Below are 12748 nucleotides of genomic sequence, written 5' to 3' on the forward strand. Positions count from 1 at the left end.
GATGGCGTTCGCGGTCGGGATCGAGAATCGCACGCCGTTCGCCACCGCAACACATGTGCAACTCGACGCCGACGGCCAGGAAGTCCTGGTCGTCATGTTCTCGGCAAGCTTCGATGCGCTCGACGGCGCACCGGCACTGGACGTCTGCGAAGACCAGATGCCGGTCGCGCTCTGGGATATCCCGTTCGGCGATCCAGCCAATTCCTCCAATCGCTACGAAGCCGATATTGCGCCGCATAAGCCGGCCGCCGAAATCCTTGTCAACGGTTCGGCGCACGCGCCGAACCGCCGTCCGGTGGCGGAGATGCAGGTCGGTTTCCGCGTCGGTGGCTTGCAAAAGGTGCTCAACGTTGTCGGAGACCGCATCTACGATGCCGGCGGCTACAGTGCGCCGGCCCTGTTCCGAACCATGCCGATCGTTTACGAGCGCGCCTATGGTGGGACGCTGCCAGATGGCCGGCTTGACCGACGCAACCCGGTCGGCGTCGGCTATCACCATGCCTCGTCCGCCGATCCGGCAGTGCGAACACAAGCCCCGAATGTCACCTACCCCGCCGAACCTTATCTCAGTCCCTCCGATCGGCCCAGACCGGCCAGCTTCGGCCCGCTCGGGCGGGGTTGGATGCCGAGACTGCCGCTCGCGGGCACCTACGACCAAGCCTGGATCGACACGCAGTGGCCACTGCCTCCCGGGGATTTCGATCCGCGCTACAATCTGTGCGCCCCGGCGGACCAGCACCTGCCGGCAATCCATGGCGGTGAGACTGTCACGATCATCGGCATGACACCGAACGGCCGCTGGGACTTCCGCCTGCCGCGCATCGTTGCGCCTGTGCGGCTGATCTATGACGACCGGGTCGAGGAACGTCCGTTTGCCGCGGACACGGTGATTGTCGAGCCGGATCTGTGGCGCGTCACACTGAAAGCGCGCTTTTCACACGTGACAAAACGGAACACGCCGGCGCTGCGGGAAATCGTCTTCGGCCATGTCACGCCCGCCTTTCTCGTGGCCCGGCGCAAGCGCAAGAGCTATCTCAGCCCGCGTGGCGGCGACGGCACAGTCGACCGCGCCGTGTGGCAGCCATGAAGCGGCCGCTCTACGTCGCCGGCGGCGGCGCCGTCACGCCCGCCGGGCTGAACGCGCGGCAAACGATCGCAGCCATTCGGGCGAGCCTTTCGGCCTTCGAGGAAATCACGCTCGCCGAACCGTTCGGAGTGCCACAGGTAGTCGCGCGCATACCCACTCACCGGCATCTGCGCCGCAACGAAGGCGAATGGCTGGTCAACATGGCCGCCCGCGCTATCAACGAAGCGCTCGGCGCGGGCGAGCCGGGGGTCGCGGCGGCCACCGCGCTGCTCATCACGACGCCGGAGAGCTTTCGCAACCATCCGGCTTTCGTTGATATTCCGGCGCGCGATTTCCTGGCCGCGGTTGTCGACGCAACAGGCCTGAGATTCCACCACGCCTCGTGCGTCATCGACGGCGGCGCGGCGGCAAGTGTGGGACTGATAGAACGGGCGCTTGCACTGATGGAGGATCAAGGCGCCGCACAAGTGCTGCTCGGTGGCGTCGACAGCCTCGTCAACCACACCGACCTCGGCCGGCTCAGCCGGACCGGACGTTTACAGGGCGCGGACAACGCCCAAGGACTGGTTCCTGGCGAGGCGGCCGTCTTCGTGCGGCTGCTGCGGGAACCTGGCCGCGAGCCTGTCGTGGCCGCTATCCATGGCATCGGCATGGCCCAGGAGACGGACAGCATCCTTTCCGAGCGCTACAGCCAGGGCCGCGCCATGCTCGGCGCGCTGCGCGACGCCGTTTCGGGATCGGGACCATCGGAACCCGACATCGACTTCGTCGTCTCGAACGGCAATGGCGAGCGCTATCATGGCTGGGAGATGCTGATTGCCCGACCGCGCTTCTATCGCACGCACCGCACCCTGATGGCGACGGCCTATCCGGCGATGACGGTCGGCGACACCGGCGCGGCCAGCGGCGCGCTGGCGCTGATGCTGGCCGCCGACAGTCTTGTCCAGAATTATGCGCCGGGATCGATTGCCATGTGCGAAGTCGCATCCGAGAACGGATTGCGCGCCGCCGCCGTCGTGGCGCGGGCGAACCGCCGATAGATTACATCCAGGCCGGGAACCGGCGCGTCCTGCGCCAATCGGTCAGCGGCGTATCGGTTGCCGCGATGGCCGCGCGCAACGCGTCGAGCCGCAACCGGCGCATCGAATGGAAAGGCGTGCGGCCGCGCCCGCCCCGTCCCTCGTCCCACCAAGCAGCAACGCGATCGGCGACAGGCAACGGGCTGTGGTTCAGAGATTCAAACGCCTTCCCCAAATCGGCCGGGTCTATCGTGAACAGGTCGGTGTCGTTGAAATCCACCTCGAACAGATCGCGCATCGCCAGCCCGGCGGCAAAGACAAGTTCCGGTTCGCGCATCTTCTCGATCAGCCAGGGCATCAGCGACGGATCGCCAAACAGGCCGATCGACGCCGTTGCCGCCACGCGTAGCAGGGGCTGGCCGAGGCGCGTCTGCAACCAACCTTTCGCGGCCTTGGGCGGCGTTGTCAGCAGGCGTATCTCGATCGCCGCCTCCGCTTGGTCCGTCTCCGTCAGCACGATCTTGTCGATCACTGGGTGCGCGGACCGCGCCTCACCAAGCAGGCAAGCGGCGAAGGCGGCCGCAAGACGTTCTCTCGCCGTCTCGCCATCAAGGCCAGCCAGGACTGCCGGAAGCAGGTCGCGCCGCCCGAGCCCACCGGCGAGCCGAACGGCGCGCCGGCGGACGTTCGCGTCGGAATGGCTGGCCAGATCATGCAGGCGCGGTCCCGGATCGACGCGGTGATGCCAGAGCGCAGACAGCCCAAGGCAGCGTAGTCGCGCATCGCTTGTGTCCAGCCATTGCGCCACGAAGGGACGCAGGTTATCGCGCGGCGTGCGCGCGATCGCAGCGGACAAGCTTGAAAAGCCGGCTTCACCCACGCTTACGCCGGCGTCGATTGCGGAGGTTACCAGTTTGGCATCGCTCCAACGCATTGCCAGAGTGCCGAGCACGAAAAGTTCGCCTGGTTCGGCGTAGTCAGCAAAGCGCGCTTGAGCAGCTTCCCAACCGGCCTTGCCGGCTGCCATGAGCCCTTCAAGATTGGCTTCGAGACGCTGGTCTATGCGACCGATATCGGTTTCGTCGAGGATTGGACCGTCGATCTCCCGACGACGGCGCAGCCACAGGAAAGCCGCGTCCTCGGCATGCTGATCCACGATGGCGGCGATGGTCGCGACGCGGTGCATAGGCAACGCCTCAATTGAGATGCACGGCCCCACCGCGAATACGGTTGGTCCCGCTGGCCTGGCTCGTCAACTGGCTGCCGCGAATGGTCACGCGGCCATTCTTTTCCAGAATGATCGACGCCAGGCCGCAGCGCAGTTCTATGCGCTCGTCTCCGGTGATGACGACACGGTCGCCTTCGCGAGCGACTTTCAGCTCCCTGTTCTTGTGCGCCGGATCGACGATGCGTCCAACGACCAACGGCCGCGTTGGATCACCCTCCTCGAACAGAAGGGCCAGTTCTGAACCGATCGCCGAAATGTCCAGTTCAGTCAGGCTGCGCGCCGCAATCGCCGTCTCGCGCGGATTGCCAACGAAGACAACAAGCGGTGCCCCGCCCTCGAAACCGATCAGCAGGCCGATCACGACGCCGTCGATACGATCCAGCACTTCCATGATGACGCCCTCAGTTGTTGTTGATGGTGCTTCCCTTGACGATCACGTCGCCGTCGGCCTTGACGGTAATCTTGCCGCTGCCCTTGAGCGTTATGTCCTTGCCGTCGGCAACAATGGTGCCGTCCTTTTTCATCGTGATCGACGCCGAGCCGCATTTGAGTGTGATCGAGTCACCCGCCTCGATCACCAGGTTCTTGCCGACCTTGATCGAGCTGTCGTCCGCAATCTGGATTCCGCTGCCCTTGCCGACCTTGAGCGCGTGCCCGCCTCCGACATCGGTTGCGTCGTCAGCGCCGATTTTTGCCGACCTGCCTTTGCCGATTTGCGACGACTGCGCGCCGCCGATGGCGAAACTCTGGTCCGCGCCGATTTTCACGCTCTGCGCGGCCGCGATTGTCCAATTGTCCGCCGCTCCGATGGTGTGAGTCTGTCCGGCCCCCACTGTCATCGAGCGCGATGCGCCGATCTGATTCGTCTGGACGGCGCCAACGCTTCGGGTTTCCGCTGCGCCCACTGAATCCACTCGCGCCGCGCCCACGGTGATCGTCTGGATCAACCCGACGGTCTGCGTGTGATTGGACCCGATCGTCTCCGTCGAGTTCGCGCCGATGCCGATCGTCTCGTTCGAGCCAACCGTAAGCGAGCGGTTGACGCCCACCGTCTCGGTATCGTTCTTGCCGATGTCGGTTGTCTGGTCGACGCCGACCTTGACTGTCTTGTTGTTGCCGACGTCCTCGTCGAGGTTGTGGCCGACGGAATGCTTGGCGTCGTGGTCGATGCGGTCCGACTGATCGTGCTGCACCAGCTTGGTACGGTCATGCTTGATCAGAAGGTTGTGGTCCTTCTGCGCCTGGAAATTGACCAGTTCGGAGCCGGCCTTGTCCTCGAACATCAGCTCGTTGTAGCCGCCGCCGCCGAGCGAGGAGTCCGACTTCCAGCCGGATTGCGTGGCACTCGCCGGCAGCCCGTAGGGCGGCATCTGCGAGGCATTGTAGACCCGGCCGGTGATGATCGGCAGGTCAGGGTCGCCTTCGATAAAGTCGACGATCACCTCCTGGCCGATGCGCGGTATCTGGATGAAGCCCCAGCCGCTGCCGGCCCAGGTCTGTGAGACCCGCACGAAACAGGAGCTGTTCTCGTCCTTCTTGCCCAGGCGATCCCAGTGGAACTGCACCTTCACCCTGGCGTATTTGTCGGTGAATATTTCCTGGCCTGACGGACCGACCACGGTCGCCGTCTGCGGCCCACGCATGATCGGTCGGGGCGTGATCCGTGGCGGACGATAGGGCAAGGCGGTCGGCGCCACGCCCAGGATCACCTTGAAGTTCTCGCTGTCGACGTCGGCATGGCTTCTGTATCCCGGATCGAACAGCCTGTATTCGGCGCTGACCACCAGATACTCCTGGTTCTGGTCCTCGCGCGGAAAGCCATCGAGCTTGAACGTACAGCCCGAAAACAGGCCGCGCACGGTGCCGACCGCGGCGATACGCTGGTGGACGGCCTGGATCTCCTCGCGTCGGATCGCGGCCAGGTTGTCGCCCCGGCCGACTTCGAGATGCGCGCCGGGCTGGCGGTAGTTTTCGCCGGCGGCCAGCTTGTGACTGAACGGCTGGGCCGACTTGGCCATAAGGTCGGCGCCCGGCTTCTTGAAATCATAGTCGGTGTGGGCATAGGCGCCCGGACGCACCGAACTGCCCGGTATCCATTCGGTGATGTATTCGACATCGCGCCGGGAGCCCTGCCCTTCAAAATGATAAGGTACTTTCTCGTAGCCCGGCGCCGGCTTCAGCTTGCTCATCGCATCGGTCAGGACAAGCGTGTGTTTGCCCTCGTCATGCTCGAAAAAATACAGGATGCCTTCATGCTCGAGCAGCCGCTGGACGAAATCCAGATCGGTCTCGTCATATTGTACGCAGTATTCGCGCGGAGGGTAGGAACCCTGCAGACGCAGATCGAACTCCGCCGTGCTGTATTTCTTGAAGACGTCCTTGACGATGTCGACGACGCTCTTGTTCTGGAAAATACGGCAATCGGTGGTGTTGCCGAGGAACCAGAGCCACGGCCTGACGACCGCTTCGTAGTAGGCCAGCCGGTCTTCTATGCGGGTCAGGCGAAACTCGGACACAAGACCGCTGAACCAACGTTTCGGATCGGATTCGCCTTCCACCGAAACGACACCCCCCAGCATCTTCAGCGGATCGATATCGGGGCTGGGGCTGACGAACCCTACCGTATAGGCCAAACAACGGCTGATCTCATCGCGACCGACAAGATGCGTGAAGGTCAACAGCTCGGCGCCAACCGGTGTTTGCACAACCGTGGCACGTTCGTTCGGCATGGGTCGTGCCCCTCCTGGACGCGGCCGCCGGCAGTGGGTTTGAAGTTCCCGCATCCAGGAACTTTTTGGCCCGCCGCACCAGGCTATGTTGAGCCTACCACATGTTGTCCGGCCGACCAAAGAGATGCACAGCGGAAAAACCTTACCCTGCCGATGCATTGGCTCGAAACGCCGCTGTCCTGCTGGATGTGCAAACTGCTAGAATGTGGAGTATCGATCAGCGTTCGACGGCGATCCTCGATGTATATCAGTCTGCAAATCAACAATGTCGACGCCTTGCCTGCGGGCATCTCGACCAGTTACGCGGCGCGTGATCGCGGCTTCGAAATCGGACGCGAGGCTTGTGATTGGACCTTGCCGGACCCCGACAAGTTCATCTCCGGCCGGCATTGCGAGGTTCGCTACGAGGCAGGCGCTTTCTGGCTGCACGATGTCTCGCGCAACGGAACCTACATCAACGGATCGAGCCAGCGCATGACCGGCCCGCATCGGCTGAGCCATGGCGACCGGGTGCTGATCGGCCGCCATGTCATCTTCGTATCGATCGACGACGAGCCCGCCACGACAGGCCATATCAGTTCGACACAACGAGAAATGCCGGCCGCGACAGGCCGGCCGCTCGAATTCGCCGCCGAGCCGTTCTTCACTCCTTCGGAGCAACATTCCGGGCAGCGGGTTCCGGCTCCGGCGTTCTCGTCGCAACCGCCTCTCCCCTCGACCAGAGACGAAGTGCTGCGGGAAATCGCGATCGCGGCCGGCATCTCGCCGGAATTGCTTCAATCGCGCGATCCGCATGAAGTTGCCGCCGAAATCGGCACGGTCCTGCGGACTGTGGTCGAGGAACTGACCATGCTTTTGAAAGCGCGCACGGCCGCGAAAATACTGGCCAAGAGCACACAACGGACGATGATCAGCGCCGCCGACAACAACCCCCTGAAGTTCGGCCCGGGAACCGACGACATCCTCGAAATCATGTTCGCCCGCCGCAGGGCCGGCTATCTGGATGCCAGGCGCAGCATCAAAGATGCATTCCGCGATCTCAAGACGCACGAATTCGCCACCTATGCCGCCATGCAAGCTGCGCTGTCGCGGCTGCTCGACGATCTGTCGCCCGAGGCGATCGGAAAGAAACTCCCCCCGACATCGTTCTCGTCTAAGAAAAGCCAGGCCTGGGACGCTTTTGTCGCGACCTGGCGAACCATGGAGGAAGCCCACGAGAACGGCATGCTGGACATATTCCTGGCCTATTTCAGCGAGGCCTATGCCAAGGCCGACAAGCAGAAATAGACAGGCCCAAAGGGGGATGCGAGGCTGAAGTCGACGAAGAAAACCTCTTTGGTGCGCGGCATCCGGTTCCAATCGAGAGTTTGTGAGATTACGATCGCATACGACAATTCGCTAAGCGGCTAAGGCTGATCGACCTGGGGGTCTGCGGCAAATGTCATCTTTCGGCGGGATAGTAAGATATAGCCTACCTTCCTCCGGACACTGTCAGGGTCGGCAGGGGTTGCGTTTCCTTCACCTGACGAGAAACCGTTTTGCGCCTGTCTCACCCAGTCGCGGGCACACCGCCTGCACGGACGATCGTCCATGAGTTCGAAGGACGATCCTTTCGGCCCGGCTGGCAAGACCGTCATTCGCGCCCCTCCACGGCGTGAGCGAAAACCGGCGCCGGTCCCTCAAGTGCCCGTCGCGGATGACGGGCAAACCTCGCAGATCAAGGATTCGACCGTATTCGATCCCGGCATCGGCCGGCATACACCGCCGGGCTGGGCATCCGGGACAGTGATTTATCAAGGAGCCCCTTCCGCTTCGGCAGGAAGCGGCGCTTCCGAGGCAGCTCTACGGCAGGAGACCCTGCTCAATGTCACGGACAGTGTCAGATATTCCGCGGCAAACCCGATCCTTGCCGCGGCCGCACCATTGCTGATGCTGTTCGGCCAGTTCAGGCTTATCCCCGTCGAGAGACAAGCCGAGCCGTTGGCCGAACATGTCACTGAGGCGATCGATAGGTTCGACAGGACAGTCGAGAAATCAGGTGTTGCCGAAGAGGATGCGCGGATTGCGAAATTCATCCTCTGCGAAACCGCCGACGATCTCGTCGGCAACCTGCCTTGGCCACAGAAAGATACTTGGGCGCAGCACAGCATGCTGTCGCAGTTCTTTCACGTCGAGCCCAGCGGCACAGGCTTCTTCGAAGCGCTGAACAAGGTCCTGGCCAGTCCCGAGGCACACTACGATCTGCTCGAACTGATGCATGTCTGCCTGTCGCTGGGGTTCGAGGGCCAGTACCGGGGCCTGACGCGCGAAGACAGCAATCTCGAACGCGTTCGGCGCGACGTCTACGAAACGCTTCGCTATTTCAGGGCACGCGCGGACGCGGACATCTCGCCCCACTGGCAGGGCTTGGCGTCGACCATGACGCAGCCGTCGACACGCCTGCCGCTCTGGGTCGTCGCGGCAGCCGTGTCGGCGCTGCTGACTGCTGCGTTCTTCGCACTGCGGGTCTTCATCACCAACGAAGGCGACGCTGCCGCCGGTGAATTGCTGGCGCTCAACCCATCGACGCCGATTACCATCGAACGGGCCAGCGTGGCGCCGTTGGCGGAGCCGGCGAAAATCGTCCCACCCGTCGCCACAACCACGCAGATCGATCGCATCCGTTCGGCACTGGCCAAGGAAGTCGAAGGCGGCGGGCTGACCATCGGCACGAAGGGCGACTTCATCGTTGTGGAAATCAACAATCTCCTGCTGTTCCAGTCCGGCAGGGCCGAGGCGAAGCCGGAGTTCCAGCCCATTGCCGCAGATATCGCCGCGGCTCTGGAACCCGAGCGCGGACCGATCAGGATTGTCGGCCATACGGACAATGTGAAGCCGCGGAAATCGAGCCCATTCAAGTCCAACTTCGATCTCTCCGTCGCCAGAGCGAAGGCCGTCGAAGCAATGATGGCACCGAAGTTCAGTGATCCTTCGCGACTAACGGTGGACGGCAAGGGCGAGGACGAACCGATCGCCGACAATGCGACGCCGGAAGGCCGCACCAAGAACCGCCGTGTCGATGTGATGATCGCCAAGGAGGAAACATTGTGAGCACGGCCAGTCGGGAGCGGCCATGACGCGTTGGCTGCTGCGGATATTCAGCATGATTGCGCTGGCCGGCTTTGCGGCGGCAGTGTGGTTTGCCGGACCCTTGATCCGCTTCGCCGATACCCGTCCTCTCGGGCCTGCCTGGCTGCGCGCGACTATCATCGGGGTGATCGTGGCAGCGCTCACGCTTTTCTACGGCCTGCGTTTCTGGCAAGCGAGAAAAGCGCAAAAAGCACTCGAAACCGTGGTCACACACAATGACGACCGCGATGACGACTCGCGGGTGCTCGAGGCCCGCGTGAATGAGGCCGTGGCGGCGCTCAAGCGGTCGAGCGGCAAACGCAATTTCCTTTATGAGATCCCCTGGTACATCGTCATCGGCCCGCCCGGTGCCGGCAAGACAACGGCGCTGGTCAATTCGGGTCTGAATTTTCCGCTGGCCGGTTCGGGTGATGCCCAGCCAGTTGCGGGCGTTGGCGGAACACGCTCCTGCGACTGGTGGTTTACCGACCAGGCCGTCCTGATCGACACAGCCGGACGCTACACGACGCAGGATTCCAATGCCGAGACCGACAAGAAGAGCTGGCTTGCCTTCTTGTCACTGCTCAAGAGAGCCCGCGCACGGCAACCGATAAACGGCGTCATCCTGGCCATCAGCCTCGCCGACCTCGTCAGCCTCGACGATCAGCAGCTTGACGCTCACGTCGTCGAGATACGCAGTCGTCTGCGGGAAATCCACGAGACGCTGAAAATCCAGTTTCCCGTGTACCTGCTGTTCACCAAGGCCGACCTGGTTTCAGGGTTCATGGATTACTTCGGCGGCTTCGACGAGCCGCGCCGGCGCAAGGTCTGGGGCGCGACATTCCAGACCACGGATCGCAACAAGAATATGGCCGCCGAGGCTCCGGCCGAATTCGATGCACTGGCAAGACGCTTGGTGGAGGAGATGCCTGACCGCCTCCAGGAAGAGGCCGATCCGGTCGCGCGTATATCCATCTTTGGCTTTCCGGCGCAGTTTGGCGCGCTGAAGGAGCGAATTACCAATTTCATCGCCAGCCTGTTCGATCCGACCCGCAGCCAGGTGAATGTCAGCTTGCGTGGACTCTACTTCTCTTCAGGCACGCAAGAGGGAACGCCAATCGATCAGGTGTTGGGCGCGATCGGTCGCAATTTCGGCAGCAGCCCCCGCGCCCATCTTTCCGGAACCGGCAAAAGCTTCTTTTTGCACGATCTGCTGACGGGCGTCATTTTTGCCGAATCCGGATGGGTTTCGTATGACAAATCAGCTGTAAGACGTGCAACGATCGCCAGGTTCGCCGGCCTTGGCGCCATCGCGTTGATCGCTGCGGCGGCCCTCGGCACCCTAGCCCTGAGCTTCACAGCCAACAGGTCGCTGATCGCCTCCACCACGCAGGCCATAAGCCAGTATCGCCAGACGGCGGACGCGTTGCTCAAAAGCACCGAGGTCACCGATGTCGACCTCGAAAACGTCATTGGCCCGCTCGACCAGTTGCGCAATCTGCCGGCTGGGTTCGAAACCGGCGACGTGCCGACACCGATCGAGGAGACGTTCGGCCTCAGCCAGCGGGAGAGACTTCTTTCGGCATCCAAGACGGCTTACCGGGAAGCGCTGGAACGAATGTTCCGATCGCGCCTGCTGATCCAGGCCGAGCGGACGATCCAGGCCAGGATGGCCGATCCCGCCGCGCTCTACGAGCCGTTGAAAATCTACCTGATGCTTGGCGGCAAGGCGCCGAAGGTCGACGACGCGTTGATCATTTCCTGGATGAAGCACGATTGGGAGCAGAACCGGTATCCAGGTGAAAACAACCGCGAAGGACGCGAGCATCTCGAAAAGCACCTGGGTGCCATGCTTGCCTTGGACGACGCCTACGATCCGGTTTTCGAACTCAACCAGCCGCTCGTCCAAGCCGCTCAACGGTCGCTCGGGCGCATGAGCCTTGCCGACCGTGCCTCGGCTTTGGTCAAATCCGCAGTATACGCGGCAGCTCTGGATGATTTTTCTGTTTCCCTGAAAAGCGGCCCGGAAGCCCCGTTACTGTTCGAGCGGGTCGATGGCGGCGATCTGTCAGGCCTTCGTGTTCCCGGCCTCTATACTTATGCCGGCTTCAACAGCTTCTATCTCGTGCAACTCTCGCGCATTGCCCAGACGCTCGTCGACGACCAGTGGGTCCTCGGTGGCGGCGGCGAGCAAGGCGGCATCGATCAGGAGTTGCCCAAGCTCGGTCCCGAACTTCTCGACCGCTATGGCAAGGAGTTCGCAACGGCGTGGAACAGCGTTCTCGACGGGTTGAAATTCAAGGCGATGCTGAAGGACAAGCCGCGCTATATCGCGCTTTCCGCCGTCGCCTCGCCAACCTCGCCGATCGAACTGCTGTTTACGGCGATCGCCGACGAAACCGCTCTGACGCGGGACGCTGCTTCCGGCAAGGACTCAGCCACCGGGGTTGAAGGCGGCGCGGGCCAGTTACAGGACGCAGCAAGCGTGGCCAAGGGTCTGGCTCGCATCGGCATACAAATCGCCACCGGAAAATCGCAAACCCGTGCCGGCACGGGATCCTTAAGCGCGCAAAACCAGAATCCCGGGGCCAACATCGAAGCGCAATTCAGGCCGTTCCAGGCCCTGGTGAGCGGTGCTGCCGGACACCGCCCGATCGATGCCTTGACCCAGAATTTCCGCGATATCTACCAGAGCCTGCAACTGGCGACCGACGTCCCCTCCCAGACGGAACGCGTCAACGCAAACCTGCAGCTCCAGATAGCCACCCTTCGCGCCAATGTCTCGCGACTGCCCAAGCAACTCGGCCGGATGGTCAATGCGACGGCAGACGAGTTTGAAGGCAACGTCACCGAGACCTCGGTGGCAAATTTGAACCAGATGCTCGACCAGACGGTCACACAGCCCTGCGAGGCGGCGGTCAACGGCCGTTATCCTTTCGCCCGCAATGGCACCGAGGACATCGCGATGGCGGATTTCGCCAAACTGTTCGCTCCGGGCGGGCTGATGGACCGGTTCTTCGCACAGAACCTCGCATCGCTGATCGATATGACCGGTCAGGACTGGAGCTGGAAACAGGATGCTCGCTTCGGCCGCGACCTGTCGAAGTCGACGCTGAAGAACTTCCAGCTGGCGGCCGAAATCCGTAGCGCCTTTTTTCCCCAGGGCGGTTCGGTGCCCTCGGTGAGCGTGACCTTCACGCCCTTCTCACTGCATGGCGATGCCGATGCGGCGGTGCTCGATGTCGACGGCCAGACCGTCCAGAGCAACCAAGCGGGCAACATGCCGAGCATAGTGACCTGGCCGAGCGGCGCGGCTTCCGGATCCGCCAGTCTGAGCCTGACGCCGGAGATGCCAGGCCGCGAATCCGCCATCAAGTTCGAAGGGCCGTGGGCCCTGAAGCGACTTCTGGACAAGGCTGCCGTCACCGGCCACGACAGCAACATGCAAGCACGCTTCGTGATTGGCGGACGCGACGTTACTTATACGCTCCAGACAGGTTCAGGCTCCAACCACTTCTTCCTCCCGGCCCTTTCCGGATTCAGCTGTCCCAAGGCGTTTTGAGATGGGTTTGATCTG

General features: G+C 62.6%; 8 protein-coding genes. 5 read left to right on the forward strand and 3 right to left on the reverse strand.

All coding sequences use genetic code 11. From position 1 onward, the window contains the following. Nucleotide 1 precedes the first annotated feature (1 nt). Together NKH95_RS07820 and NKH95_RS07825 are read left to right on the forward strand one after the other, a co-directional pair. A complete protein-coding gene (locus NKH95_RS07820; protein ID WP_050592625.1) occupies nucleotides 2–1087 on the forward strand; it encodes a DUF2169 family type VI secretion system accessory protein in 1086 nt (361 codons plus the stop codon). Then, complete coding sequence (locus NKH95_RS07825; protein ID WP_352752372.1) at nucleotides 1075–2127, forward strand: hypothetical protein; 1053 nt, start codon at nucleotides 1075–1077, stop codon at nucleotides 2125–2127. The genes NKH95_RS07820 and NKH95_RS07825 overlap by 13 nt, the downstream gene beginning before the upstream one ends. A gap of 1 nt (nucleotide 2128) precedes the next feature. Here NKH95_RS07825 and NKH95_RS07830 read toward each other — a convergent pair whose 3' ends face one another. From NKH95_RS07830 to NKH95_RS07840, 3 genes are read right to left on the reverse strand one after another with little or no spacing between them, the layout of a single operon-like run. Beyond that, nucleotides 2129–3292: a hypothetical protein gene (locus NKH95_RS07830; RefSeq protein WP_352891284.1), complete on the reverse strand. Its 1164-nt coding sequence runs from the start codon at nucleotides 3290–3292 to the stop codon at nucleotides 2129–2131. 10 nt (nucleotides 3293–3302) lie between these two features. Further along, a complete protein-coding gene (locus NKH95_RS07835; protein ID WP_378978123.1) occupies nucleotides 3303–3725 on the reverse strand; it encodes a DUF6484 domain-containing protein in 423 nt (140 codons plus the stop codon). 10 nt (nucleotides 3726–3735) lie between these two features. Continuing rightward, nucleotides 3736–6063, reverse strand: coding sequence for a type VI secretion system Vgr family protein (locus NKH95_RS07840; RefSeq protein WP_023809159.1), 2328 nt, complete (start codon nucleotides 6061–6063; stop codon nucleotides 3736–3738). 240 nt (nucleotides 6064–6303) lie between these two features. On the opposite strand from NKH95_RS07840, the gene tagH reads away from it, so the two are divergent. The 3 genes from tagH (at nucleotide 6304) to tssM (ending at nucleotide 12733) form a co-directional block, all read left to right on the forward strand. Beyond that, the gene (tagH, locus tag NKH95_RS07845) at nucleotides 6304–7350 is read left to right on the forward strand and encodes a type VI secretion system-associated FHA domain protein TagH (RefSeq protein ID WP_352609940.1); all 1047 of its coding nucleotides are present in this window, start codon (nucleotides 6304–6306) and stop codon (nucleotides 7348–7350) included. Nucleotides 7351–7653: 303 nt separating this feature from the next. Next, the gene (gene tssL, locus NKH95_RS07850) at nucleotides 7654–9153 is read left to right on the forward strand and encodes a type VI secretion system protein TssL, long form (RefSeq protein WP_023809161.1); all 1500 of its coding nucleotides are present in this window, start codon (nucleotides 7654–7656) and stop codon (nucleotides 9151–9153) included. 22 nt (nucleotides 9154–9175) lie between these two features. Next, nucleotides 9176–12733 carry a type VI secretion system membrane subunit TssM gene (gene tssM, locus NKH95_RS07855; RefSeq protein ID WP_023809162.1) on the forward strand — a complete coding sequence of 1186 codons (3558 nt, stop codon included), beginning with the start codon at nucleotides 9176–9178 and terminating at the stop codon, nucleotides 12731–12733. Nucleotides 12734–12748 lie beyond the last annotated feature (15 nt).

This window comes from Mesorhizobium sp. M0848 (genome assembly GCF_040319805.1).
Taxonomy (GTDB): Bacteria; Pseudomonadota; Alphaproteobacteria; order Rhizobiales; family Rhizobiaceae; genus Mesorhizobium.